The sequence below is a fragment of the Pseudomonas shahriarae genome (assembly GCF_014268455.2).
GTDB lineage: Bacteria > Pseudomonadota > Gammaproteobacteria > Pseudomonadales > Pseudomonadaceae > Aquipseudomonas > Aquipseudomonas shahriarae.
Genome location: NZ_CP077085.1, coordinates 4,235,585 through 4,261,278 on the forward strand (window position 1 = coordinate 4,235,585; position 25,694 = coordinate 4,261,278).

Here is a 25,694-nt window from a genome sequence, read left to right on the forward strand (position 1 = left end):
TGCTATCCGCTGATCTTCATACACCTGCCACATTGGCATCCCCCCTTTTATCGGGAGCTAAAAGCGCTTTAATGGCCGCAAGCTGTGTGTCCAAACCAGCGTCCAGTTGGCCAATGCCGTGGTCGATCAGGCAACTGCCCGGTGTCGCTGCCGCGTCCGGCTGAAACAACGTCAGTAACGGATCGTCCTGCATGCAGGCCTGTAGCGTGGCGTAATCCAAAGCAGCGATACGGATGCGCAGCGGTGCCTGCAATTGATACTCTTCAATCGCCTGCCGGGCCATATCGGCCACCAGCGACCGACCGGGAGCATGCTGTCCCAGCAACCGCACAACCACTGCCAACGCCAACCGGCCTACCGCTGGTGTCATCGAGGCAATCATCTGCGAGCCTTGTTTCTCCAACTGGCTGGCCATCTCGACCAGTTGCAATCGCTGAGACTCCAACGCCTCGCGCAACGCCGCTTCTTTCTTCAGCCAGGCCTGCTGCTGTTGAGCCAGTTCCGTGGCTGCCTGTTTGGCAAATTCGGTGCGAGCCAGAGCCAGGCCTGCGGCATGGGATTGCTGGTGCAAATCGGCCAGTTCCTGCGCAAACGTCGCGCGCAGTACCTCCAGTGCTGGGGACGGAGTGGCAACAGGATCGACGCTACCCGCCGCTGCCATCACCGGCAGGCGCCGCCCACCAGCCCCCTGACCTGGCTGACGCAGCACGGTGTGGTGGCCCGGTACCTTAGCGTTCATCCTGGCCTCCTGAGCGCGCCATATACTCTCGCAGGCTGCTGGCCAGTGCGGGCGGCATTGTGTGCTTTGCGAAAGCCGTGTCCCAACGTCTTATCGACGCACTGTTGGCCAATGTGCTCAACGCTTCACGCCGTTGCACGGGCGTTTCCAACTGCAAGACTAAGCCGGCCCAGAATGGGTGGCCGGCCTTGAGCAACCGTTCGTGGATAATATGGCTATGAGCACTTGCCTGGACCTGAGGCTGTGCCGCCAGTTCATTGATCAACCCAGCCATCACCGACGGTTCGCTGGCCAGGCCCAATTCGTTGATTTCGCCCAACAACGCATCCATTTTTCGGCGTTCATCAGCGGCTAAATTGGCCAGGATCCATTTACGATCATCAGCGTGCAGACAGGCCAGGCGGATCGCAGCCTTGCGCAGTGGCGAAAATTCCATAGTTCAGCGGCCCTCCACCAGCCAGCGACGCAAGTCGCCCAGCAATTGTTCACGCTCCATGGAAGACAGGCGGGGCAGGCTATTGGCGATGCGGGACTCACGCTTGCGGGTTGCCATCCATAGCATCAACAGAATGATCGACAGCGCAGCAGCCAGTGCTGCAATCCCCCAACGCATCCATGGCACCGCAACGCCTGGTGGTGCCTGCGGATCGCCAGAGGACACCACCGGTGAGGTGGCGATATTGGTGGCGGCGGGCTTCGCGGCAGAAGTGGCGGGCATGGGCGGGATATACGCGATCACCAGACGGTCGCCCCGCGCTGGATCAAGGCCCAAGGCCGCTTCCAGCAAGCCCTGGATATCCTTGAGTTGAGCATTCGCTGACGGCGTGCTGAGTACGATGCCTACTGTGATCCGCTCGATCTTCCCCGTGGCATGTTCAGTTTCAGCGCGCTCTTTACCCACCTCGTAGTCCACTTCACGGTTATTTTGCGAACGTTTTGAATTGCTTTCGCCTGTCGAGCGATCGGTGGACGCCGTGGTTTTTTCTCGGCGAATGGAGCGTTTGTCGGCAAGGGGTTGTTCGCTGATGGATTTGACCCGGTCAAAATTCATCTGCACCCGCACGGAGACGTCGGCGCCATTACTACCCAATGGGCGCAACAGCAACTGCTCGGCCTTTTGCTTCAGGGCCTGTTCAACCTGGGCCGTCAGTTGCTGATGCTCGGGCGCCCCTGCTGCCCCGTCTGAACTGCTCAAAACCAGGCCGTCTTCATTCAGTACGGCGACGCGTTCCAGGGACATGCCCTCCACGGCAGAGGCCACTACTTGTTGAATGCCGCGCACGCGCTGAGGATTCAAGGCGCCTTGCAACCGCGGTCGGACAATCACCGAGGCCTTGGGCGGCTCTTCCGCTTGCTGGTAAAGGCTGGTTTTCTTGAACGTCAGGTGAACTCGGGCGTATTCAACTTCGGACATGCTCATGATTGAGCGCGCCAATTCACCCTCCATCGCCCGTTGATAGTTAATCTTCTGGCTGAACTCCGACATGCCGTAGTCGGCCTTGTCGAACAACTCGAAACCCGTGCTGCTACGGCTCGGTATTCCCGCTTGCGCAAGGTACATGCGCGCAGTGGCTGCCTCTTCTGCTGCGACCTCGATCACACCTTCCTTGGTGTTGATGCGATACGGCACTTGACGCTGGCTGAGAATTGCCAGGATTTCGGCTTGTGAGGCTTCGCTGGCGTCCTTGTACAGCGCCACGTAGCTGGGCCGAAACACCCACCAGATGGATAACGCCAACAGCGCGATGATCAGCACCACGCCACCGAGGAATACGCTGGAACGACCGGTAAAAAGCTTCGACACGGGTTTGTCTTCCATGGGTTAAATTTGCAACCGCGCCAATTCCTGGTAGGCATCCACCAGACGATTACGTACCTCGACCGCCAATTGAAGCGACAGCTTTGCCTGCTCCATGGCCATGACCAAGTCATGGGGAGCAACGTTTTCACCCACGGCATACGACGACAGCAAGGCTGTTGCCTGGTCAGTCTGCTCGTTCAGTTGTACGGCGCCCGATTTCAACTGGCCAAGAAAGTCAGTGCCGCTGACGTTATTCGTCTCAAAGGCCATCCCGTTCACCGACGACAGCGGTGAGGTCAGCCCAATGGGGGTAATCGCTACGCTCATGTCATTTCCCGATTTCAAAGGCTTTGAGCGTCATGGCTCGCAAGCTGTTGTAGGAGCGGATATTCGCCTCGTAAGCGCGGGTCGCCGAGACCAGGGTGGCCATCTCTCGGGCGGCTTCGATGTTGGGGTAGTGCACCATGCCGTTATGGTCGGCCATGGGGTGGCCGGGGTCCTGTACCACACGGGTTTCGCTTCCTTGATAGGCTTGAACCCGAGGAGCATGCAACCCCACCTGACTGGCAAAACTGTCGGTCGGAGCTACCCGCAACAAGGGCGAATCCTGACCCGGGCTGAGTGCCACATTGGCAATCGCCAAGTTGTAGCTGGCGACTTCAACCCGGGTGCGTTCATAGGCCATGCTGCCGCGGATCACCTCGCTGATATTGTCCAACGGCATGCTCAGCGCCCTCCCTTGATCGCCAATTGCATCAAGCCGAACTGGCGAGAAACGCCATCGGCCAACGCTTGGTAGCGGCCGCTCGCAGCCGACAACTCAGCTACCTCGGTGTCTGGAGAGAGCGGCGTGATCGGTGTGTAGTGCTGCAGGTAAGGCGCCAGCGCGCTGTCCTGCATCGCTCGCAGTGACTGCGCGAATAATTGGGCGTCACCCTGGGCGCCCCGCAAGGCCGCCAGTGGCTCATGGCTGTTTACGCGCATGGCCTGACCGCCGGGAACGCTGGCCGTGGCGATATTGTGCGCCGCGACCTTGGCCCGCAGATGCTCCAGGCTCATGGCGAAACGTACGGTCTCTACCGCTAGACTCATATCCGCAGACATCACCGCTCCTTATTGAACAATCAGTTCGGCGTGCAAGGCGCCGGCTTGTTTGATGGCTTGCAACACGGTGATCACTTCACGGGTATTCAGACGCACCTTATTGAGTGCCTGCACCAGATCGCCAACCGTAGCGCCTTCTGCCAGCTTGACCGGGCCATGTTGCTCCTCGGTCACATTCAGCTCGGTGTCCGGCACCACGACCGTGCCCACACTCGGCCCGGTACGACCAATCCAGGACGGCTGGGACACCTGGTACTTGGTGCTGATCACCACACTGAGTGAGCCCTGGGAAATACTCACCTCACCCAAGCGCACATGCGCGCCCGCCACGACCGTGCCAGTGCGCTCGTTGACCACCACGCGCGCGGCATAGTCAGGCGCAACGGATACGTTCTCGATGCGGGAAATCAATCGGGGCAAACCTGCCGCACTGCTCAGCGGAACTTCAACCTTCGCCGCATGCACGACTCGCACGCCGGGCAATCCCAGCTCACGTGTCAATGCATCGGCAATACGTTGCGCAGTGGTGTAGTCAGGCTCGTTGAGTACCAGTACCAGATTGCGCGCAGAGGCGTCACTTTCGGTAAAAGCCGAGCGTTCAACGCTGGCTCCTCGGGGAATGCGGCCTACCGTGGGGTGGTTTTTCTGCACCGAGTTTTGGTTGGCTTCAAAGACATATCCCCCCACCGACATCGGGCCCTGGGCCAGGGCGTAGAGTTTTTCATCGGGCCCATACAACGGCGTCATCAGCAAGGTGCCACCCAACAAGCTGCGCGCATCGCCCAGGGAAGAAACCTCGACATCCACCTTGTCACCCGTCTCACTGAATGAACGCAGGTTGCCGGTGACCATCACCGCCGCCGTGTTGCGCGCATTGAGATCCGAGTCCGCCACGTTCACATTGAAATTTTTCAGGGTATTGACCAGCGACTGGCGCGTGGCACGGTTGCGGTCGGTATCCCCCGTACCGGCCAGTCCTACCACGAGGCCGTAGCCAATAATTGCGTAATCACGCACGCCCTGGATGCGTGTCAGTTCCTTGATCCTTACATCGGCCCATCCCGCAGGCAGCCAAAGGCTGAGCAACAGACCCAAAAACCCCATCGTCAGCTGTTTCATAGGATTCGCAACCACTTGAGGGTTCGGAAAACGATGCTTTGCTTCTGCGCGTCGGTGATCACCCCATCACCAACAATGTCGATTTGTGCATCGGCCAGGCGGTATGACAACACGGTGTTGTTGTAGGCAATATCATCGGGGCGCACCAAACCACTGATACGCACCTGCTGCTTCTCGTCATTGACAGTCACCAATTGCTCACCGCTGACCCGCAGCAAGCCTTCGGGCAGTTGGTCAATGATTCGCACCGACACATTAGTGCGGATCTGCCCGCTACGATTGGTCTGGCCTTTGCCGCTGGAGTCGCCTTGCAGGCCGAGGCGGCCTTGATGGTTGTTGTTGTCCCATCCCAGGCGCGCAGAAATATCGGTACTACTATCGGCCCCTGTCCCGGCTGCGCTTTGCGCCGAGGTCGATTCCACCACCAGAATCGTCAGGGTGTCCCCCACGTGGTAGCCACGGCGGTCGCCAGTGAGAGAGCGATAGCCATCGGGATTGATCAGGCTTTGCGCGCTGGCGCAAATCGGTAGCAGCACAACCAGCCAAAACGCCTTAGCGTTGAACATGGACTTCCCCTTTGCCGGCCACCACTGCCAACAGGCTCGACTCCGCACCGTTGACCAACACGGGGATAGGCTCACCCAGCACGCCGGGGCGCATCGCCTTGCCCTCGGTGCGCAGCATCAGGCCTGGGCCATAGACCACGACAGTGACGGTGGCATCACGTAGCACCAGCGGTTCGGCTTTCAAGTGCCGATTGAGAATCGGCATGCCGGCGTTGACCATTTGCCCCAACCACGCCCCCTCCAGGTTGCTGGCCAAATCGTCGGGGGATACTTGCGCGGCAACCACGTCCAGACGCTCACGGCGTGGCTGGGTATCGCTCAGTGCCTGATCCGTGCGCCCATTGCGGCCATAAACCCAGGCCTGACCCCACGCCTGGACCTTGAACCAAACTGTCACTTGGCTGGCATGCGTCTGCCCGCATACCGTGCCTTTAAGTTCAACCGCAACGCGGCTGCGCAGGGACGTCGACAACAACCGCACCCGGGGCGATGCCATGGCCGGCAAGCCACCGATAGGCGTCAGTTGGATATCCAGTTGCTCGTTGGCGAATGCCGGGCGCACGCGCTCAGTGATGTACTGTGCCATCTGGCTGGGCGTTTGCCCTGTTGCACACTCAAGCGCGTTTGCCTGCCCTCCCCAAAGGCAGACGGCTGCGATAGCGACGCACGTAATCTTCATACTCATCAGCGACGCAGGTTATTGATGGTTTCTAGTATCTGATCGCCGGCTTGAAGCAAGCGCGCGTTCATTTGGTAGGCACGTTGCGCCAGTACCAGGCTACTCATCTCATCAATCAGGTTGACGTTGGACATCTCGACATACCCCTGCAACAGCACGCCTTGGCCATCCCGGCCGGGTTCGGCGTAGATCGCTTCACCGCTGGTTTGAGAAGGTCGGTACAGACCATCGCTGAGCTTTTTCAGTCCATCGGCACTGGCAAACTTCGCCAGCTGTACTTGGCCGACGGTAATCACCTCTCCCGTCTCGACAACGGTCGCCTGCACCGAACCGTCTTGTTTGATCACCAGGTTGCGCGCATCAGGCGGCACTCGAAGGTCCGCTGTCAGGACTTGGCCGGTGTTCATCGCCAACTGTCCGTCAGTGTTCAAATGAAAGCGACCGGCACGGCTATAGGCCAATTCACCCGTTGGCAATTCGACTTCAAAAAAACCATCGCCCTGGATGGCCAGATCCAACTCGTTACCGGTCTGGCGCACTGCGCCCGGACTGAACACCTGAGTGGGCTCCGACGCCTGGATGCCTGCACCGGACAGCAGGTTTTCGGTCATGCCGCCGCCGTCATCCCGCGTGCCAACGTCACGCACCATGTCATGGAAATTGACCTGGCTACGCTTGTAGCCAATCGTCTGCATATTGGCCACGTTATTGGAAATACTGTCGATCCAGGCCTGGTTCGCGGATAAGCCGGAACTGGCAATACTCAATGCATCAATCACACCCGCACTCCCTGGTCAGTCCTTGCCCAATTGATTGATCCCGCTGTTCAGCAAACCGTCGTAGGCCGACAAGGCGCGCTGCAGGGTCTCGACGTGTCGCGATACTTCCATCATCTTCACCATGTCTGTGCCCATGGCGGCGTTGGAGCGCTCTAAAAGACCCTGGTGCACCACGTATTGCGTGGCAGGTTGCCAGGCGACGTCCATCGAATAGAGCCCGGCCCCACGGGAAACCAGATCGCTGGCCCGTTCAATACGTACCAGACTGAGTTGCCCTACCGGGGTGTCGTCCACGCTCACTTCACCCAGGCTGCTCACCTTCACCACACCGCCGGCGACCTGAATGGGACCGCCCTGGCCGAGCACAGGATGGCCGGCATGGCTAACAAGGAAGCCCTGATTGTCGACCTGGAAACGTCCATCTCGGGTCAGCGCCGCGCCTTGTGGGGTGTTCACGGCAAACCAAGCATCGCCGGACAGCGCGAAATCTGTCACGCGCCCGGTGTACTGCAGCGCACCGCCATCGGTATTGATCGATGTCTGGGTTTGCAGGCCATCAAGCCCGACGGCTACGCCAGAGGCGGGTTGCCCCAATGCCTGGACGCTGAACGCGCGCCCGGCCTTGTAGCCGGTGGTGTTGGCATTGGCGACGTTCTGCGATACCTCCTTCAAGGTATCGATATCCCGCTGGATCACCCCGGCCAGTTGCATGATCATGTCGCTCATGCCGACTCCAGACTGGGGAACCCAGGCAAATCAATCATTCCGGCGGATGTCACGCGAGCATGCTGACCGACTTCGCTGACCGACAGCACAGCCATATGCGGCACCGCCCGTGACATGAATGCGCGCAATACCCGCCTTAATGGCGCGGCACACAACAATACTGGCTGCTTGTTATCACCCAACTGACGCTCCGCTTCACGGGCCACAGTGGTGACGAACCGTTCCAATTCCTGAGCCGGCAGCAATGCGCTTTGCTGGCCCTCACGCGGTCGGGATGCGGCAAGCATGTAGCCTTCCAGTTGAGGGGCGATGGTCAACACGTTGAGATCACCGTTTTTGTCCACCAGGCGCTCATACAGCGCAGCACCCAGCCGTTCACGTACACGCTCTGCCAGGTCTTCCGCGTTTTTGTTAGTCCGCCCAGCATCCACCAGCACCTCAAGGATGGTTTCCAGGTTGCGCACCGGCACTTGTTCACGCAGGAGCAATTGCAAGACGCGCTGAATATCGGAATAACTGAGGACTTGGGGGATCAGCTCATCCACCAGGCTACCCAACGCGGCACGCTTGCTTTCCACCAGACGCTCGGTCTCTGCGCGGGTGAGAAAATCAGGGGCGTAGCGTCGGGCAAGTTCGGAGAGGTGTGTCAACAGCACTGTGTCCGGCTCAACCAGCGTATAGCCGCTCATTCGTGCCTGGTTGCGTAACGCTTGGTCTATCCAAAGGGCCTGGAGGCCATAAGTAGGCTCCTTGGTTTCGCGCCCTTCCAGCGCCGCCGCCGCACCACCTGGGTTGATGGCCAGCAACTTGTCGAACTCCAACTCACCGTTGGCCACCACCGCGCCCTGGACACAGACCTGATAGGTGCCTGGCAGCAGTTTCTTCTCCGCGTGCACACTCAGTTGCGGCAGGGCAAAACCGTAATCCCGGGCGAACTGTTTGCGAAGGTTGTCGATACGCAAGCTGAGGGTACTGGTGGCCGCCAAAACCTGTGCCGCCAAGTCATTGCTCAGGCGCAGTTCAAACGCATCGCTGCTCATCAGCGCGTAGATATCATCCGAGGCAGTATCGGCCTGGGTTTGCGTCCCCTCTGACGCCGATTCGCCCTTGGCCTTACGCTGCAACTGGCGGAATGAATAGCCAGCCGCTACGGCAAACGCCAGAAACAGCATCAGCAACGGCACCAATGGCAGGCCCGGCATCATCGCTAGCAACAGCGTGACGATCGCCACCACCACCAGTGTCTTGGGGTAGGCCGAGACCTGTCGACCCAGTTCCGGCCCCAGGCGTGCGTCGGTAGCGGCGCGGGTAATGATGATGCCGGCGGCCACCGCGATGATGAGCGATGGAATCTGCGTGACGATACCGTCACCGACCGTCAACAGAGTGTAGTGGTGCAGTGCATCGCCCCAACTCTGTCCCTTTTGCAAAATGCCTACCGACAGGCCGCCAATGATGTTGATCGCAATGATGACAATCCCGGCGATCGCATCGCCCTTTACGAACTTAGATGCGCCATCCATTGCGCCGTAGAAATTTGACTCGCGCTCCAACTGGCCGCGGCGCCGCTTGGCCTCATCCTGGTCGATGATGCCCATGTTCAGGTCGGCATCGATGCTCATCTGTTTGCCTGGCAGCGAGTCGAGAGTAAAGCGCGCGGCCACCTCCGCGACCCGTTGTGCGCCACTGGTGACCACCACGTATTGCACCACCACCAGAATCAGGAACACCACGAAGCCGATCACGTAATTGCCACCGACCACGTGGGTACCGATCGCGGCAATAACCTGGCCGGCATCACCGTCCGCGAGAATCAGCCGCGTCGCAGAGATGTTCAGTGCTAGACGAAACAAGGTGGTCATCAGTAGTAGCGAAGGGAATGTTGAGAAGCTCAAGGGCTTGTCGATGTCGAAGGTCACCAGCAACACCAACAGTGCGACAGCGAAGTTGGTCAGCAGCAACAGGTCGAGCAACCAGGTAGGAATCGGTGTGAACAGCACCAGCAAAATGCCAATGATGGCGACTGCTAACAGCAGGTCGCTGCTTTCCGACAGTGCGCGCGTCCAGAATGGCTTCATGGGCTCAGCACCTTATTGCCCGACAGAGCAATAACCCAGCGATAGACGCGTGCGACATCGGTCTGTGTGATATCCGGAATCGCTGAATCGACCCGCGCCAGTGCGTGCAGGGTACGCGCCAACGGCGGACGGCGCAGGATTGGCACCTGGTGCTTGCGTGCCATCTGGCAGATACGCTGGGCATGAAAGCCACGTCCGATAGCCAGCACCTTGGGCGCAAGCATCGTTGCCGGACGGTATTGCAGGGCCACGGCGTAGTGGGTTGGGTTGGTGATGATGACATCAGCATCTTTGACTTGCCCCAGTGCGGACGCTTTTTTCAGCAGGTCCTGCTGGATGCCTTTACGCTTGGAGCGAACCTCGGGATCACCTTCGCGGCGCTTGTGTTCATCCTTGGTCTCGCGCTTGCTCATGCGCATTTGCCGGCCAAATTCGCGACGCGAATACCACACATCAAACAGCGCGGCAGCCGCCATGATCGACAACACGGTAAAACCCAATTGCATCAGCAATTGCTTGCCGGCCAGGGGCAGTTCCATAGGAGAGACCGTCGCCATGCCCAACAGGCGCGGCAAAAGACTTTGGAATAGGTAATACAGCACCAGCGCAAACAGCCCACCCTTGACCAGTACCTTGAGCAACTCAACAAACATACGCCGCGAGAAAATGCGCTTGAGACCCTGGATGGGGTTAAGCCGCTTGAAGTCAGGCTTGATTGCGAAGGCCGAAAACACCGGCCCGCTGAACAACAGATTGGCCAAGACGGCCACCAACACCAAGGCACCGATCAGTGGCAGAAAGGCATACACCACCTGTCTCACGCTGTAGCCGCCCTGCTCGCCCAGATAGCCAAAGCTGGTCCCCAGTTGTCCTGCGTTGGCTAACCACCAATGGGTGTGGGCAGCGATCACACTGGCAAGCGGCGCGGCGATGGCCGAGAACACCATCAGGAACGTCAGGATCATGGCGAACGACAACAGGTCCGGGCTGCGCGGCACCTGGCCTTTCTTGCGCGCCTCCTCGAGTTTGTAGGGGGTAGCCTCTTCACTCTTGTCCTGTTGATCGCTCATGGTACACCTGCCAGGGAAAGCGCGAATCGCAACGCGTTTTCGATCAACAGCGGCACGCGCTGAACAATGATCGGCAGTGTCAGGATCAGGATAAATACGCCGACGCCGAGTTTGATCGGCAACGAAAGGAAATAGACATTGGCCTGCGGCATCGAGCGAGAGAGCAGCGCAAAGGCAGTGTCGATCAACCACAGCCCAAGGATAACGGGCACAACGATCATGAACGCCAACAGAAATTGCTGGATCAGAATGCCTATGATCGGCCCCGAGAAAGTCATCAGAGAAACACTGCCGGGAGGTACCGCGACCAGTAGCAGACTGAAGACGCGCAGCAAGTCGTGATGCAGGTTCAACGTGACGAACAGGATACCCAAAGTCCAGACCAGCACTTCAGCGACCAGGCCGGTCATATTGGAAGTGCCCGGGTCGAACACCCCGGCGGCATTCAGGCCGATCTGGGTGTCGATGAGCTTACCTGCCATGTCCAGGCCGGCATGGGCTGCATGAAAACCGAAGGCCATCAACGCCCCCAGCATTAACTCGCCGAGTACCGACGATAGGCTCAATGCAGGCATGCCAGTCACATTCAAAGAACTGGCCAGGACGGCCGATAAGACCAATCCCAGCAACACCCGAACGGTCATGGGCAATCGCGAGAAAAATACAATAGGGGCGACAACAAGCAGCGGCGCCAGCCTCATGAAGATGAGGAGCAGATTGGCCATGTAGGGCGTCAACACGGCTAGAAACCAGCAGCCTGAGTGAGTGCACTCAGCGCAAACTGCTTGAGGATCGTCAGCATCCAACCGCCCAAAACCAACAGCATCACGACGGTGATGATCAGTTTAGGGATGAACGTGAGGGTCATTTCCTGGATCTGCGTGGCCACCTGAAGAATGCTGACCAACAGGCCGATGATCAGGATCGCCAATAGCAAAGGGGCGGCAACCAGGGCTGCAGTGAGCAGCGCTTCCTTGAGCGCGTACAGCATGAAATCCTGTGTCATCCATGTCCCCAGGTAGCGCATTTTGATCCGGAGACATCACATGCCATCCAGCGTTCCATGGCTAGTAGCCATTATTTTGGTGGCTGATCATAGCCATTCCTGAAGTCGCGAAACAAGAGAGTGTGGAGGAATAATCAAGAATATTTTTTTACGCTACTTTTGAATAGCGCGGCACGCTTAAGCCCCCCCAAAAAAAACGGTCCACGTTGGCACGATGCGACCTGCAATCGACAGCGAAAACGCTTGGCTTTGAAGCTATGACAAACGCTCATGCCATTTACCCCCTGGGCTTTCCAAGTCATTCACTCGGCCTGAAGATCGCACTAGAGCTATCGTCAATGGGTGAAAGCGTTGTTCTGCATTTACAGCTTTGCCCGTGTTTTTAGAAAGTTCAGGTAATGCGAGCTTTCATTCGCGAAAATCTCTGGCCCCGCCCCCATGTAAGCACGCATCAATTCATCAGCCGCACTGTTCTCTTGTCCCTCATCGAGATAAACCTGCCCAAGACGCAAGTGCAAAAATGGGTTACCGATACCGTTAGGACAAGTCATTGCATACTGCAATGCATCACGCCCAGAGCCTTTGTAACCAGACAGAAAACACGCATCTGCTATTGCGGCTAAAATCCAAGTAGAGGCTTCCCAGTTATTTTTAGGTTCGGGAACTGATCGCCAGGCACTGTTGTACTGGGCCATTGCCTTCTCATAGCTCCCTTGCTCAGCCAGCATGTCACCGAAACGGCAATATTCTTTTAGTTTCTCATCCAGAACGACATCAAGCTCAGCACTCATATTGACATCCATTTAAGCCACATTAAGGCGCTCGAAAAATGCAAAAATAACCAAGGTCAAATCACACTACCATCGCCAAAGATGAGCGCTGGTGCCGAAATAATCGAGATATTTCAAAATAGCACCCAGCCTGTAATCAACAACGAGCCCATTATCTAACCCACCGCCTTCCGATTCATAGCCATTGACATAAAACGCGTCCGCGGCCTGCTGGCGATAAAGATCGCCCGCCGTGTCAACCTCACCTACACCTTCACACCTAAAAATATTAAAGTAGAGTTGGTAGGTCTTTGCAGCGAGAGCAGATCTTTTCACTTTTGATAACTTAATTAATTCAACAGCAACAGCATCACTGTAAGAGCTAATCGACCCTCCTGCCAAAATCGCCGCTAAGATACAGTCTAACTTCCGATCTGAAGGCTCAATCGACCTACAATCTTTTTCTACTTCTATTTCCCCATCAACAAGAAATGCAAAAATCTTTAACTTTTCGATAGTAAACGCATTATTCAAGTTAGCTTCAGGATCTAGCTCAAGCAGAGCTTTCACACTTTCCAAGCCTCGCTTAACACCCTGATCAATGAATAAGCGAGGACTTTCTCCACTCCGCCATGTAATCAACGCCTACATTAGCTGACTCAAAAAAAATATGACGACTGTCAAGCGAAAGCAAATGATAATTTCTGTGGCTTTTGGCGTAAGCAAACCCTTCTTCAAAAGTAGTGACTTGTTTTGCGTAAAATCGAATGTTTTCTATAGACGACATGTTCAATTCCTACCAATACTCACAACCTCTCCAGATCTAAAATTGAAGCCCACCACGCCATCTTTAGATACGTAACCAGCCAAATACTTGTCAAGCACCCCGTCAGCCTGCTTCAACAAATGGCAATCACCAAACTCACCATTCTTGATGTGGTACACCTTATGATCACAGCGTGCCTCATCGAGAAACAAGGCATCTCCACTCTCAGTAAGCAGCCAGCAATTTAATCGTTTCGATCCTACTAATAACTCTTCCAAAGCTCTCATGTCCGCCTTCTTACCCCCCGCATGAACCCTGTATTGCTCGAGCGTCAAGCGTGATGCGTAATCAAAGGGTGCATTTAACCACCCAGTAGGTTGTACCGACGAATCAGTTACAACAAACGAGTTAAAAAGTCGATAGAGTTCACGCCATTTCAGTGGGAGCATGGCATGCTCAACATCATAATGCTGCCCTGACGTCGCTTCATTTACAAATGTCAAATTAAAAAAAGGTTTTTCTCAAGCCCCTGACATACCAAAGAAGGCAACCACAAACGGACTCCTTTTTTGAAAGCTGCTACGGGGGGCGGCCATTGTTCATCAATTGCACGCGCAGTTAAATGAAAAGCCACTGCAAAATCTTTGAACATGACGCTGACAGGAGTTCCGAGAGTGGCTTTAATCTCTGGTTTTAGCTCATCCACAATCGAAGGATCTAATTGATCAGCGGTCGAATAAATAAAATTATACTTATTTATGTCCAGCATTATTCTCCACCTAGTCTATTGGATGACTCATAGGCTCGAATTTGATTCTGAATTAGCGGCTCCATTTCCCGCTGGGTATTTTTAAGACCTTCGATATATTCACCATGCAGATTATCCTTTCCATAAGTCTCCCACTTAACCGAAGCCCCTTTCGACGCATTAAATCCTTTGGGCAACGACTGTAAACTTACAGTCGATCAGACTCTTCCTCCGATAACAAATACTCAACAAAATCCAAGTAGGAGCCCCACACCTCAGGCGCTGTCATCAATGCGTCTCTACCTAGGCGATTAACATCAATTGCATCACACCAGAGCACCTGACCCAATTGGGAGTTGCAGTCCATCACGATTAAGCCTTCAGTAGGTTCGCCCAACACAAGATAGTTTGGTAAAAGTTGTCCACTGCTTCTCAAGCGTTTCGTTTCACTAAGAACATTAGTCGGAGACTCCCAACCGATCTGGTGCAGCGGTAAAACGTAAATGCCACTTCCGTCAAAAAACTCCCCCACCAATTTGAAGCTAGTGGGAAGTGATATTTTCAACTCGCGCTCCAGATTTTCAATAAAATCCGGATCCACTGCGCGAATACCATTCAACGACTCAAATCGACTCTTTACCTTCTCTAGACTTGACATACCAACCTCACTGATTCTTTACGCGCCACTGCCAATATTCTCTAGTATCGACTGAAAAGGCCCGTCTATCAATTGGAAAGTTTGGGTTTGGAATATTTTTCCCATACTGACTATGCAGGGCATTTTGACCAGGCGTCCCTACTCCGTGGTAACGAGTACTCGCTTCAGCCAAGGCACCGCGTGAATCCTGCCCCATATGATGTAACGTAGCAAAACTACCATCACGCAACTGTGGAGACAAACCTTTTGCAGCCGCCTCTGCATTCGATCTTCCTATGAAGTCTTTAGGCCCATCACTGCGAATAATCCCCCAATCGACATCATTTCTTTGAATGACTGTATAAGTTTGGCCAGTACCTTTTGGCCTAGTGGCGGTCCATTCCACCTTATCAGTAAAGTAAATGTTATCTGCGAATGTCCTCCAAGGTTTAGCAGCGTTCGTTAATGTAGTTTCAATGACAGGCACGTCATCACTAATCAAAATAACGTCTTGTAACGTCGAGGTCCGAGAGGCGGTACCGATATTAACGCTGAATGCGTCCGACTGCATTACACGGGCAAGTGTTGGATCAATCTTGTTAGACAGCATGGTCGAAGGCGCAAGTAATCTCCCAGTAAGTGTGCCTCCGGGCAACGACAGCATAGACACCATCACGTCCTGACTCGCCTGATCAAAAGTACGATCCCCCACTGCGGCCCACGCAATTGGGATAGCGTTCGCTCCAGCCCATACTGTATTAACTCCAAGTGCCACACCATTATGGATCATAGAGTTCAAACCATAAGTCATATCAAGCAGTGAGCTACCAGTCTCGAAATGAGTCGGAAAGGTACTCATTAGATCGGTATCTTCATACACGCCAGCGGAAAACAGCGGCTCCGGCTCTTTAAACAAAGCCCGCCGCAACTCTACGGGTAGCACACCCTGATTTTTTTCAGTTTCACGCGCTAGAAAACGAACTTCCGCCGTTGTTAACGTATCAGGCAACTCCCCACTATCCAGCATTTTTTGCCATTGATTAGTGGCAAGCGAAGCGACTAAATTTTGCTTAGATGCATCTTCAACACGTAACTGACTCACCATAAAGTCACCCAACGTGTTGCCGAACGCATCGGCCGCAACCTGCCCGAAATCAGGTCGAGCACCTCCAAACCACTTATCTTTCAAAACCGCAGAAGCATAAGCACTGATCTGCCCACGCACCGTTGAACTCACTAAACCAGTGCCATTCCCACCGACGTATCCAGCAACAGTAGCCCCGACCGCCGATGCAGCAACATTGCGCCAACTGAATGAATTATCCAGCCCCACTACCCGGCTGGCGATCTGGCTGTTGGCATAGTTGAATGTCCCCAGTGCCGCGTAGCCGGTGCCGTAAGCACCTCCGGACTTCATGGCTTCTGCAGCAGTGCTCGCCCACGGGCCCAGGGTCCCTGCCCGTGCTAGGGCGCCAAACCCCGATGTGAAGCCGGCCGTCAGGCTACCGACCGCCACTTGTTTCCAGGAAAAACTATCTACGACACCCATCGCCCGGCCGGCCAACTGCGATGCGGCGGCTCCCACCGCTCCGCCAATAAGAGCCGCGCCAACGACCCCCATAGTTAGGCCCGCTGCGCCCGTTAAAACCGCTGCGCCTGTTACCATCACCCCTCCTGCCGATGCGACACCTAGCAGAGGAGCCGCGGCACCAGCGGTCAGAACGGTAGCCACCACAGCAACTACCACCATGACAACACTGGCGAGACCGCTGCTTTTCTTTTTCTTGGGCTTGGGTGGTGGAGGCAAAGTTGGAGTTGGTGTAGTATCTCCAACTATTTCGTCTGAGTTATACGGCTTAAATGTTGTTGCGTTATTATGATTACTACTGACAACGTTAGGTATACGCAGACTGTTACCAGCGAGTAAAATTTTAGATGGTTCCAATCCGTTCGCATCAGCTATCAAGTACCACATTCCTGAGTCACCCCATACGGCCTGGGCGATCCCGGCAAGCGTATCACCTTGATTAACAATATAGACAGTAGGATTAGCGCCTGGATAACTGGTTAAAATAGGTGTCAGCGTGTCACTGATTTCTGAAGCATTAGCGGTGCCAACATTCGCAAGTGACTTACCCTCGTAGTAAAAATAGTTCTGAGCAGTTCCATTTTGCTCTAACCTACCAATGAGCCGGCCTTCACGATTGGACCGAAACTCCCGATATGAAACCCCTGAATTACCAGAGCTTATCCCTACCAATTCTCCTTGCTGAGAATAAAAAAAGTTTGTATTGCCGGGCTGCCCCCCCAAACTCCAAGTCGCCACCGTCTCACGTTCTTTATATGAATCTATTTTATGGTAAGTTTTACTATAATTGCCCGTATAGCTAATACTAACTCCATCCCCACCATAAACCACGTAACGATAAGACCTCTGGTTAGCTGCCGCATCGATCATTGAGGCTTCGCCATAATAAACGGCCTGAGAAAGTTTCTGGAGGCCACTTAAAATCTTATGCGACTTTTGTGAAAACAGCTTTCCATCCCCACGGTACACATAGGTTTCCGAAGCACTGGCAACACCACTACCAAAGACAACCTGACTTGTCCGGCTGCCACGAGCGTCATAAACATTAGTAAATTCAAGAACTGCCTTATCCTGACTAGTGACTGCTCCTGCGCTGTTCCCACCAAGGGACCGATATATACTCCGCCCACTTGAACTTACAACCAGATGTGTATCACTGTAGATATATTCTTCTCTTAAATATCGCTCAGAGGAACCACTTGTAGAACTCCACTTTTCTGAGCTGAGGCGTCGCCCCGCCGTATCGTAAGTATAAGAAACACCTCGAGCCTTACCCCCAACAACTCCCGATACAACCCCGCCCCCCGACAAATACCCATCACCCACGACAACCTTATCTTCAAGATCGAACTTATTCCAACTCTCTACAACAGATCTAACTCCAGCTTGTGTTGTCGCATCTAAGAAAGATCGACGACGATTGCCAAGCTCATCAAAGTCATATTTCAAAGAGTCTATCCGAGCTGTGCTTGCAAGGGATGCCATGAACGCCCCATACACAGTTGTGCCCGCAGGCGCCCTGGTCTCTTTCAATCTTGACTGCTCATCATGAAAATAGCGAGTCTCCATTGACGAGCTTACATCCCAAGGAATAAACAATTCGCTTTTTGATCTTATCGTATCAACGGAACGAACTTTCAAACCCAGAAGATTGTATTGATAAATCGATGTTGATGTATCACCTTCTCTAGGACCGAACGCTAAGCTAGAGTCTGCTCTAGACTTCAACATACCATTAGCATAATAACTATACAACGTCTGATATTTCAGTTCAAAATCTTGGAAATCTCCAGGACTTACCTCAACCAAAATCGGACTAATCTCTTTTATGGTCTGACCAAACACATTATATGAATAGTCATAAACCACCCCATTTAGATTTTTGTATGAAGTTAACCTGCCGAAGTCTGCTTCATTATAGGACCACACTAACGAAGCACTTAACCCATCAACCTCCTTAACTTTACGATTAGCATCATTAAACTCATATCCTTTTTCAACTTTTGACTCATTACGAGTCCTTATCGCGTTACCTCGCTCATCAAACAACGTATACCGTACATTCCCCGCCACCCCAGTCGCCACCCCTGACCCACTGGCGCTGGCCAACGTCTCCTCTACCGCACTACTCCCAGTGATCTCCCCAACCAACCGACCCGCCTGGTCGTACTGATTGGTCGACAACGTAACAGCAACGCGATTACGGACGATCCCGTGCGTCAACTGCCGATCCATCGCGTCGTAGCTGTCAACCAATACAGTTCCCAGCGCATCCTGGGTGGCAACCCGATTGCCGTGGCTATCCATCAGGTAATTGCGCGAATACCCCAACGCATCGATATCACGCAGCAACTCACCCACTTTGTTGTAGACATGCTGACGCGTACGCAAGGCGGTGCTGGTAGGCATGCCTGCATAAGGCCCTACCAGATCCACTTCCTGGATCAACTGCCCCAGCACGTCATAACGCTTTTCATGGATCAGGCTGGCGCGATAGCTGGTGCCGTTTTCCCGCAGGATGTCGGTGACCGGCAAGGTTTCGGTCAGTTGCTTGTTGTTGTGATCGTAGGTGTAGGTGGTGATGTAGCCACGCGCATCGGTGCGGGCTAGGAGGTTGCCCCAGCGGTCGTAGCTCTGGCGAATGATCGGCGTGGCCAGGGTCAGGTTGATGTTGTTCAGCGTATCGGCATTGATGTTGGCTTCAAATGCGGGCAGATGCTGCTCAAGGGCTCGGCCGAGAACGTCGTAGCGGATGTAGGTAATGCGATCATCTGCGGCAGAACTGGCGTCGCCGATCTGATTACTGCGGCTGGCCTTGGCATTGAGGTCATAATCGACGCGGGTAATGCCTTGGGCATTTTGCTGCTGGGTCACGCGCCCGCCCTGGTCATAGACATATCCGGCTTGCAGGTAGCCATTCAACAACTGGCTGGTCACCTCTCCGAAACGGTTGTACACGGCTGAGTTTATGGTGGTTCTCTGGGTATTGTCGGCGGCCGTATACCAGTCGGTGGTGGACAACTGCTGGCCCATGACATCGTAAGTGTAGCCACGACGGATGGTTTGGGTGCGAGTGAGCGCAACGCCGCCAACCGTCCAGCCTCCCAAGGTCACGTTGATCTGGCGACTTTCCTCCACACGCCGACCAGCCGCGTCGACCTTATAGGACTGCGCCGAACCACTAGCGTCGATGCTTTGAACTTCGTAACCTGCCGCATCAAAACGGGAGCGCGTGACACGGGTGACGCCGGCCTGTTGATTGCCTGCCGAATCGACCCCAGCACTTTCGGTTTCGCTCAACACCTGGCCGAACGCATTGAGTGCGTAGGTGGTAGTAGGTGACGCATAGACGAGACCGACCGCAAAGGGATCCACTGCGCCGTTTTTCGCCGTGGCTCGGGCCGGCTCTACAAGCCGCACGGTCTGCCCCAGGGCATTGTATTCGGTTGAAGTGACGTTACCGGCAGCGTCCACCACTGCCCGCACGTTACCCACGCCGTCGTAGTCCATCTGGCTGACCAACTGGTTGCCGACTACCGCTACTGCCGAGACCGTACCTGACTGACCATTGATAGTCTGTTGCCAGTAACGTACTCCTTCCTGGGTCACTTGGCTCAAGCGCCCCATAGCGTCGTAGTCAAAGCGCGTGCTACGGTCGTTGAAACTGGCCACCGGCGGGCTCGGCGGAGTGCTGTCGCCCCAACCGCTCAGGCCATTGGCGTACTCGACCTGGCGACTAACCTTGCCCAGTACGTTGTATTCCATGCGGGTGTAATTGCCCTGGCCATCGACGCTGCCGATGCGTTGCCCGGCCAAGTCGTAGTAGTACACATTGCTGGCACCGCTCTGCACGGTCACGCCGCTGGCATTACGCGCGATAAGGGTTTCACGCACCAATTGGCCCAAGGCGTTGTAGCTGTAAACCGTGGTCGGCGAGGCGGTGATCAAGGTCGAGGTGGCAACGTTGCCGGTGAAGGTGTAGACACTGACGGCGTCCTGTTGCACTGCGGTCTTGCGTCCCAAGGCGTCGTAGGTGGTGATCAGCGTTCGGTCTTGTGAGGCATTGGCTATGAGCGTTGAGCCGTTCAGGTCCCTGACCGTGTAATAACCGGCTGTCGGCACGGGTGCCGTCAAGGCATTGGCATATCGCTTGGTGGTCAGGCGGTTGCCTTGGGCATCATAGGTGTAGGCCGTCACACCCTTAAGGGGGTCAATGTCATGGGTCAGTCGGCCGAGGCTGTCGTAGACCTTATAGCTGTCGACAAAGTCAGTCCCCGGCGCGCCAGTGTTGTTGACTCGGACACGATTGCGCAGCGCATTTCCGAGTGCATCGTAGGTTACGTCCGTGGTCACCTTCAGCGTATTGGCTGTTCCGTCCGAGGCTTGCTGATAGGCACCGGTGGCCTTGTTGTACCATCCTGGAGCGGTGATCTGCACTTGATGGCCGACAGCGTCGTAGGCATACCCGGTGGTCCTTGCCTGGCTCAGGTCATCGCCAGCCGGATCAGCCGCCAATGCACTGCGCAAGCGTCCCACCGTTCGGCTGGTGACGTTACTCAAGGCATCGTAGGTGATGCGGGTGACTTGCAGTACCGAGCGAGTACTGACCACCCCATTGATATCAATGCTCGACACGGCAACCGCTGGGGTGATTTCCTCTACCAGCCGGTTCACGTTGTCGTAGCGGTAGTTCCACACCGAGCCGTTTTTGTTGGTCAAGGTGGTCCGATTGCCCACGGCATCGTAGGTGTAGGATTCGGTCTTGCCGGAGGCGTCGGTCACACTGCTGAGCTGCCCGGCGGCATCGTATACCGAACGCGTGGTGTACGTCAGCGCGCCTAGGTTAGTCAGCGCCGCAGTCACACCCTCAGAGGTGCGCAGTGTGCCCGCCGGCATTGCCTTGCCGTAAAGGCGGCTTTCAGTGATGCGTCCCTGTTGGTCATACAGCGTTTCTGTAACCTGGTTCAGTGCATCGATGGTCACCCGCACTCGACCCATCTGATCGTAGAGATAGGTGGTGACCTGGTCCTTGGCGCTGGCGCCTGCCGCAACGCTGGCCGGCGCATTGCCCAAGGCGGCCAGCGCGCTGGCACTCAGCGCGGTGGCAAAACGAGTAGTGCTGGCCAGGCGACCATCAGGATCATAGGTACTGCGGGTGACACCGCCGAGAGCATCCACTGTGTCAGTCACGCGCCCGGCATTGTCATAGACGTACCAGGTACTGTTGCCACCCGGATCTAGCTTGCGAGTCACCTGGTCATTGGCGTTGTAGAAATATTGCGTAGTGAGGTTGTACCCGTTGGGATCAAGTCGTTCGGCGGTGCGACGGCCCAGGTTATCGAATACATACAGAACGATCTGCTGATTCGGATTGGCGGTGGTGCCGCGTGCCACCTGGACCTGTCGACCAAAACCGTCATAGGTGTAGGTGGTCGTCAGCTTGAGGCCGTTCGGGTCTTGCACCACCGTCAGCAATTGACCCTTGCGGTCGTAGGCATAGTCAGTGATGCGTTGACCCGCCTCGGTCATACGCACTTTGCGCCCCTGCCCATCAAACGCATATTGGGTCACGACCCCGGCAGCGTCGGTACGACTGATCATGCGGTTCGCAGCATCGTAGCCATAGGTCGTCACCCGGCCCACTGCGTCAGTCACGCTCAGCAGATGTCCGGCGGCATCGTAAGTATTTGTATTGGTGCGACCCAGACCATCGGTACTGGCGATCTGTTGACCGTTTTTGTCATAGCTGAAGGCCTGGGTACGGCCTTTGCTGTCGGTGATCGTCAGTGTTTCACCGTGACGATTACGCACGGTAGTCATGGCCAGGCCATCCGGCGTGGTCACCACCAACGTGCGCGTGCTGTCGTTGTAGCTATAGGTCGTGATCAGCCCACGCGCGTCCATCTGGCGCAAGACACGGCCAAAGGCGTCATATTCGCGGCCCTGAGTCTGGCTGAGGGGATTGCTTTCAACGATCATGCGACCATTTTCTTGGTAGCTGGTGCTGTTGATCTGCCCTCGTCCATCGATCCTGTTGATCACCCGTCCGAAGGCGTCATAGGAAAGTCCGGAAGTGCGCGATAAGCCGCCGACATCCTCTTCCTTGCCAATCAACTCACCCCGCCGATTATAAGCCAGGCTTTCACGAATCTTGGTGCCACTGGAGCTGGTACGCAGGCTGCCAACCTGCTCGCCGAACAGGTTGTAGGCGTAGCCAACGGTATTGCCCAGCGCATCGGAACTGCCAGCCAGCGTGCCGGAGGTGGTGTAGGTGTAAAAGCTGCGATTATCGGTGTTGGCATCACGAATCGCCTGAACCAGCGCATTGACCTGCACCGTCAACAAGCCGCCCGACAGCGTGGCGGTGTTGGCCTTACTGAGTCGGTTTGTCAGGGTCGCGCGCTCGCTGGCATCACCGAAGGCGGTATAGCGGGTTTCACTGACTTCACCCAGGGCGTTGATTACATGGGTCAAACGTCCTGCCGCGTCGTAGTAGGACAGCGTCCGGTTGCCCAATGCATCGCTGGCGCTGGCGACGCGGCCAGCGGCGTCGTAATGATAGGTCAGACCGTATTGCGCATAAACGGCGGCCACTTGGGCGTCGGTCATGCCGACCGTAATGCGACCCGACGCCGCGCCCAGCAGTTTTCCGATGGTTTGCCCGAAGGCGTCATAACGGGTGAGTACACTGCGAGCCTCGGGTGTACCTTGAGCCTGGGTTTCGCTTACCAGGCGTCCTGCCGCGTCATATTTATAGGCAGTCACCGTACCGTCGGTAGCCGTACGCTGGGCCACTCGCCCCTGGCTGTCAAAAGCGGTGGTACTGGTTTGCCGCGCACTGCCGGACACCGCGGCCTTGAGCGTGGCGAACCCGGTATTGCTGTTGACCGCAGCGGTATAGGCTGCGGCGTATCGGACGGTTTGCTGGGTGTTGGCGGCTTCGTCGAACACAGTCTCAGTGACAAACTGCTGCTCATCGAGGCTGCCAACCTGCCTGCCGGCCGCATCATAAAAATACCAGGTCGACAGGCTGCCACCTTTACTTGGCCTCAGTTGATCAAGTGTGCCTGATTCGCGGTTGGTGGCAGCGGTCACTGCGGCATAACGAAGGGTCTGGACCAGTCGGCCAGCGGCGTCATAACGGTTTTCCCGCAGGTAGCCTTCAGCATCCAACTGCCCGGTCTGATGTCCACTGGCATCGTAGAAAAACCGCGTGATGCGATCCCCACCCTGCTGCCGCACCAACTGCCCAAGGCCGTCATAGTTGAGGGTCGTCACCAATCCCGCCGGTGTGGTGGTGGTGCTCAGGCGCCCTGCGGAGTCGTAGGTGAAAGAGGTGACTCTATCATCAGCGTTAACCGGGGGCCGAACCCGCGTCACTTGGGTGAAGAACACAGTTGTGCCGTCATACCCGCCAGTGGTATCGATTAAGGTGGCGTAGCGTTTTTCCTGGATCCGCTGCCCCGCGGCGTTGTAGACAAACTCTGTGACAGCTCCCAGGCCGTTGACCTGCGCACTGACCCGTCCCGCCTCGTCATACAGCACATAGGAGCGCACGCCCGTAGCGTCCTGGACCATGGTTTGCCGGCCAGCCGCGTCATACACATAGAGCGTCGAGCGCGGCGCGGCATTTACAGCCGTTTCGCTTTGTGTGATCAACCGACCCCTGGTGTCGTAAGACTGGCTGATGGTCAGCCCTGCGCTGTTGGTCGTAGTGACTGTACGATTGAGACCGTTATAGGTCGTTGTACGTGTGCCGGATGCATCAGTCTGACTGAGGACTCGGCCCATGCCGTCATACACAATGGAGGTGAGCACGGCCTTCGCGTTTCTATCAGCTCCACGCACAGCCAGCGTCTGGAGCAACTGGCCGTGTTCACTGTAAATAAACTCCGTAACGTTCGCAGCACTGTCCAGCAGACCCGCGCCATTGACAGCCACAGCGGCATACACCACACGACGGCTCAGGTTGCCGCGATAGTCATAGCTCAGTTCGGTCAGCGTCGAACGTGTTTTATCCCTTGCGGCCGCCCATTTGCTCAGCGACGACTCGGACAAAACGTCGGCAGGCGCCAGCCCTGACACCGCAAACTGCGCATCACCGTAACTGACTTCCTGCGTACGCAGGCCGTTGGCGTTATAGCGGTACTCCACCACCTGGCCTGCACCATCCACGGTAAATCGCAGGCGGTTGGTACTGTCATAGGCATAACGCGTGATCTGGGCACTGCTCGCAGGCGGCTCGGTCCAGCCGGTGCCGTTGCGGGTAGCAGGCACGCGATAGCGCACCTCGTTGAGCAATTGATTATCAGCGTTGTAGCTGCGTGTGATTGTGTTACCTACGCTGTCACGCTCCAGGACCCGATTACCATTGGCATCGTAGCCATAGCTCACCGAGTTGCCGCGACCGTCGACGACCTGGAGAACATTACCGTCGGCGTCGTAGCTGTAGCGCGTGGTCAGACGCTGGCCGTTGACTGCCGGCGTGCGTACCTCGATCAGTTGATCCTGAGCGTCGTAGTAATAGCTCCACTGGTGCCCCAGCCCGTTGAGCACATCGGTGCGACGGTTGACCGTGTCATAGCTGAAACGTGTAATTCCGGACGCGTCAGTGACGATGCTGACACGGTAATCAGCCCCCACCTTTTCGTAACCGAAACTGACGGTGGTGCCATCGCTCTGCGTGACGCTGGCAATGTAGAAACTCGAGTCAACGTACGTGTAGGACGTGGTGTAGACATTGCCATCGGCGATGCTGTTGCCTTGCGGGCTCAGGTCAGTGCTGACACTGGTCAGGCGGCCCAGACCGTCATAGGTGTAATACACCTGGCGCGTCAGTGCCTCGCCCGCCGAACGCCGCGTGTCCAGGCGCTCCAGCTTGCCAGCGGCGTTATAGTTAAGCACCAACTCCTGACCCGAACTGTCTTTGACGCTGCTCAAACGCCCCTGGGCGTCATAGCTGAAACTGATCTGGGTGCCATTGGCATCGGTAGCGGATACAAGTTGGCCTTTCCCGTTGTAACGTTCAGTGGTGCGTCTTGAACCATCGGTCCATACCATTTGCCCTGCGGGCTTGTCCCAAGTGAGGGTGTCATGTGCACCATCACCTTCGGAGGACTGATATCGCGCTCCGTCCCAGCGATAAACCGTTTTGTGGCCATCGCCAGTGATACGGATCATTTGGCTACCGGCCGTGTTCACAGTACCCACCAACGTTAAGCTGCGCTCGGCATCCAAGCGCCAGCCATCACCGTCGCTGAAATCGCCTCGAGTGTTGTAGGTCCGGGTATGCAATAGATCCTGGCCAAGACCGGACAATTGCTCATCGGTAAAACGCAGAACCAGGTTGCCGTTGCTGATATTGACCAACGCCTGGCCGCCAGCCTGACCGAGGTTGCCCTGGCCGGGCGAACCGATGCCACCCAGCGAGTTGAGCGAGGTGTTGAACAGACCCAATCCATTGCCAGCAACGATCGCTACCATTTCCCTGACTCCCCCGACCCAACTGAACCGACCTG

The 25,694-nt window shown here is 55.9% G+C and carries 22 protein-coding genes; all 22 read right to left on the minus strand.

What is annotated here, in order from left to right:
• Positions 1 to 16: 16 nt before the first annotated feature.
• Positions 17 to 739 (minus strand): FliH/SctL family protein, encoded by a 723-nt coding sequence (locus tag HU773_RS18840; protein WP_186626043.1) that lies wholly within the window; start codon positions 737 to 739, stop codon positions 17 to 19.
• Positions 729 to 1,175 (minus strand): hypothetical protein, encoded by a 447-nt coding sequence (locus HU773_RS18845; RefSeq protein WP_186626044.1) that lies wholly within the window; start codon positions 1,173 to 1,175, stop codon positions 729 to 731. The genes HU773_RS18840 and HU773_RS18845 overlap by 11 nt, the downstream gene beginning before the upstream one ends.
• Before the next feature lie 3 nt (positions 1,176 to 1,178).
• Entirely contained in the window at positions 1,179 to 2,543 is a 1,365-nt protein-coding gene (fliF, locus tag HU773_RS18850; RefSeq protein ID WP_225923804.1) for a flagellar basal-body MS-ring/collar protein FliF, read from the minus strand.
• Between the two features lie 18 nt (positions 2,544 to 2,561).
• The gene (gene fliE, locus HU773_RS18855) at positions 2,562 to 2,867 is read right to left on the minus strand and encodes a flagellar hook-basal body complex protein FliE (protein WP_186626046.1); all 306 of its coding nucleotides are present in this window, start codon (positions 2,865 to 2,867) and stop codon (positions 2,562 to 2,564) included.
• A gap of 1 nt (position 2,868) precedes the next feature.
• On the minus strand, positions 2,869 to 3,264 hold the full coding sequence (locus tag HU773_RS18860) for a flagellar basal body rod protein FlgC (RefSeq protein WP_186626047.1): 396 nt from the start codon (positions 3,262 to 3,264) through the stop codon (positions 2,869 to 2,871).
• 2 nt (positions 3,265 to 3,266) lie between these two features.
• A complete protein-coding gene (locus tag HU773_RS18865) occupies positions 3,267 to 3,644 on the minus strand; it encodes a hypothetical protein (RefSeq protein ID WP_186626048.1) in 378 nt (125 codons plus the stop codon).
• 9 nt (positions 3,645 to 3,653) lie between these two features.
• On the minus strand, positions 3,654 to 4,763 hold the full coding sequence (locus HU773_RS18870) for a flagellar basal body P-ring protein FlgI (protein WP_186626049.1): 1,110 nt from the start codon (positions 4,761 to 4,763) through the stop codon (positions 3,654 to 3,656).
• On the minus strand, positions 4,760 to 5,329 hold the full coding sequence (locus tag HU773_RS18875; RefSeq protein ID WP_186626050.1) for a flagellar basal body L-ring protein FlgH: 570 nt from the start codon (positions 5,327 to 5,329) through the stop codon (positions 4,760 to 4,762). Before HU773_RS18875 ends, HU773_RS18870 begins: the two co-directional genes overlap by 4 nt.
• Complete coding sequence (gene flgA, locus HU773_RS18880; RefSeq protein ID WP_225923805.1) at positions 5,316 to 5,915, minus strand: flagellar basal body P-ring formation chaperone FlgA; 600 nt, start codon at positions 5,913 to 5,915, stop codon at positions 5,316 to 5,318. Before flgA ends, HU773_RS18875 begins: the two co-directional genes overlap by 14 nt.
• A gap of 98 nt (positions 5,916 to 6,013) precedes the next feature.
• Positions 6,014 to 6,787: a flagellar hook-basal body protein gene (locus HU773_RS18885; protein ID WP_186626051.1), complete on the minus strand. Its 774-nt coding sequence runs from the start codon at positions 6,785 to 6,787 to the stop codon at positions 6,014 to 6,016.
• A gap of 15 nt (positions 6,788 to 6,802) precedes the next feature.
• Complete coding sequence (locus HU773_RS18890) at positions 6,803 to 7,513, minus strand: flagellar hook-basal body protein (RefSeq protein ID WP_186626052.1); 711 nt, start codon at positions 7,511 to 7,513, stop codon at positions 6,803 to 6,805.
• Positions 7,510 to 9,591 carry a flagellar biosynthesis protein FlhA gene (locus HU773_RS18895; RefSeq protein WP_186626053.1) on the minus strand — a complete coding sequence of 694 codons (2,082 nt, stop codon included), beginning with the start codon at positions 9,589 to 9,591 and terminating at the stop codon, positions 7,510 to 7,512. Before HU773_RS18895 ends, HU773_RS18890 begins: the two co-directional genes overlap by 4 nt.
• On the minus strand, positions 9,588 to 10,661 hold the full coding sequence (locus HU773_RS18900; RefSeq protein ID WP_186626054.1) for an EscU/YscU/HrcU family type III secretion system export apparatus switch protein: 1,074 nt from the start codon (positions 10,659 to 10,661) through the stop codon (positions 9,588 to 9,590). Before HU773_RS18900 ends, HU773_RS18895 begins: the two co-directional genes overlap by 4 nt.
• Positions 10,658 to 11,386, minus strand: coding sequence for a flagellar biosynthetic protein FliR (locus tag HU773_RS18905; RefSeq protein WP_189691294.1), 729 nt, complete (start codon positions 11,384 to 11,386; stop codon positions 10,658 to 10,660). Before HU773_RS18905 ends, HU773_RS18900 begins: the two co-directional genes overlap by 4 nt.
• Positions 11,387 to 11,403: 17 nt before the next feature.
• Entirely contained in the window at positions 11,404 to 11,667 is a 264-nt protein-coding gene (locus tag HU773_RS18910; protein ID WP_186626056.1) for a flagellar biosynthetic protein FliQ, read from the minus strand.
• Positions 11,668 to 12,029: 362 nt separating this feature from the next.
• On the minus strand, positions 12,030 to 12,470 hold the full coding sequence (locus HU773_RS18915) for a tetratricopeptide repeat protein (protein WP_225923806.1): 441 nt from the start codon (positions 12,468 to 12,470) through the stop codon (positions 12,030 to 12,032).
• Between the two features lie 54 nt (positions 12,471 to 12,524).
• Positions 12,525 to 13,007, minus strand: a complete 483-nt coding sequence (locus HU773_RS18920) for a hypothetical protein (RefSeq protein WP_186626058.1) — start codon at positions 13,005 to 13,007, stop codon at positions 12,525 to 12,527.
• Between the two features lie 28 nt (positions 13,008 to 13,035).
• A complete protein-coding gene (locus tag HU773_RS18925; protein WP_186626059.1) occupies positions 13,036 to 13,224 on the minus strand; it encodes a hypothetical protein in 189 nt (62 codons plus the stop codon).
• Positions 13,225 to 13,226: 2 nt separating this feature from the next.
• Positions 13,227 to 13,490 carry a hypothetical protein gene (locus HU773_RS18930; RefSeq protein WP_186626060.1) on the minus strand — a complete coding sequence of 88 codons (264 nt, stop codon included), beginning with the start codon at positions 13,488 to 13,490 and terminating at the stop codon, positions 13,227 to 13,229.
• Positions 13,491 to 13,702: 212 nt separating this feature from the next.
• Positions 13,703 to 13,972 carry a hypothetical protein gene (locus tag HU773_RS18935; RefSeq protein WP_186626061.1) on the minus strand — a complete coding sequence of 90 codons (270 nt, stop codon included), beginning with the start codon at positions 13,970 to 13,972 and terminating at the stop codon, positions 13,703 to 13,705.
• 187 nt (positions 13,973 to 14,159) lie between these two features.
• Positions 14,160 to 14,609: an SMI1/KNR4 family protein gene (locus tag HU773_RS18940; RefSeq protein WP_186626062.1), complete on the minus strand. Its 450-nt coding sequence runs from the start codon at positions 14,607 to 14,609 to the stop codon at positions 14,160 to 14,162.
• Positions 14,610 to 14,616: 7 nt separating this feature from the next.
• A complete protein-coding gene (locus HU773_RS18945) occupies positions 14,617 to 25,659 on the minus strand; it encodes an HNH/ENDO VII family nuclease (protein ID WP_186626063.1) in 11,043 nt (3,680 codons plus the stop codon).
• Positions 25,660 to 25,694 lie beyond the last annotated feature (35 nt).

Bases quoted from the DNA above. Each gene is read 5' to 3' on its own strand.
- HU773_RS18840 (WP_186626043.1), bottom strand. From the start codon at position 739: ATGAACGCTAAGGTACCGGGCCACCACACCGTGCTGCGTCAGCCAGGT.
- HU773_RS18845 (WP_186626044.1), bottom strand. From the start codon at position 1,175: ATGGAATTTTCGCCACTGCGCAAGGCTGCGATCCGCCTGGCCTGTCTG.
- fliE (WP_186626046.1), bottom strand. From the start codon at position 2,867: ATGAGCGTAGCGATTACCCCCATTGGGCTGACCTCACCGCTGTCGTCG.
- HU773_RS18860 (WP_186626047.1), bottom strand. From the start codon at position 3,264: ATGCCGTTGGACAATATCAGCGAGGTGATCCGCGGCAGCATGGCCTAT.
- HU773_RS18865 (WP_186626048.1), bottom strand. From the start codon at position 3,644: ATGTCTGCGGATATGAGTCTAGCGGTAGAGACCGTACGTTTCGCCATG.
- HU773_RS18870 (WP_186626049.1), bottom strand. From the start codon at position 4,763: ATGAAACAGCTGACGATGGGGTTTTTGGGTCTGTTGCTCAGCCTTTGG.
- HU773_RS18875 (WP_186626050.1), bottom strand. From the start codon at position 5,329: ATGTTCAACGCTAAGGCGTTTTGGCTGGTTGTGCTGCTACCGATTTGC.
- flgA (WP_225923805.1), bottom strand. From the start codon at position 5,915: ATGGCACAGTACATCACTGAGCGCGTGCGCCCGGCATTCGCCAACGAG.
- HU773_RS18890 (WP_186626052.1), bottom strand. From the start codon at position 7,513: ATGAGCGACATGATCATGCAACTGGCCGGGGTGATCCAGCGGGATATC.
- HU773_RS18895 (WP_186626053.1), bottom strand. From the start codon at position 9,591: ATGAAGCCATTCTGGACGCGCGCACTGTCGGAAAGCAGCGACCTGCTG.
- HU773_RS18900 (WP_186626054.1), bottom strand. From the start codon at position 10,661: ATGAGCGATCAACAGGACAAGAGTGAAGAGGCTACCCCCTACAAACTC.
- HU773_RS18905 (WP_189691294.1), bottom strand. From the start codon at position 11,386: ATGGCCAATCTGCTCCTCATCTTCATGAGGCTGGCGCCGCTGCTTGTT.
- HU773_RS18910 (WP_186626056.1), bottom strand. From the start codon at position 11,667: ATGACACAGGATTTCATGCTGTACGCGCTCAAGGAAGCGCTGCTCACT.
- HU773_RS18915 (WP_225923806.1), bottom strand. From the start codon at position 12,470: ATGGATGTCAATATGAGTGCTGAGCTTGATGTCGTTCTGGATGAGAAA.
- HU773_RS18925 (WP_186626059.1), bottom strand. From the start codon at position 13,224: ATGTCGTCTATAGAAAACATTCGATTTTACGCAAAACAAGTCACTACT.
- HU773_RS18930 (WP_186626060.1), bottom strand. From the start codon at position 13,490: ATGAGAGCTTTGGAAGAGTTATTAGTAGGATCGAAACGATTAAATTGC.
- HU773_RS18935 (WP_186626061.1), bottom strand. From the start codon at position 13,972: ATGCTGGACATAAATAAGTATAATTTTATTTATTCGACCGCTGATCAA.
- HU773_RS18940 (WP_186626062.1), bottom strand. From the start codon at position 14,609: ATGTCAAGTCTAGAGAAGGTAAAGAGTCGATTTGAGTCGTTGAATGGT.
- HU773_RS18945 (WP_186626063.1), bottom strand. From the start codon at position 25,659: ATGGTAGCGATCGTTGCTGGCAATGGATTGGGTCTGTTCAACACCTCG.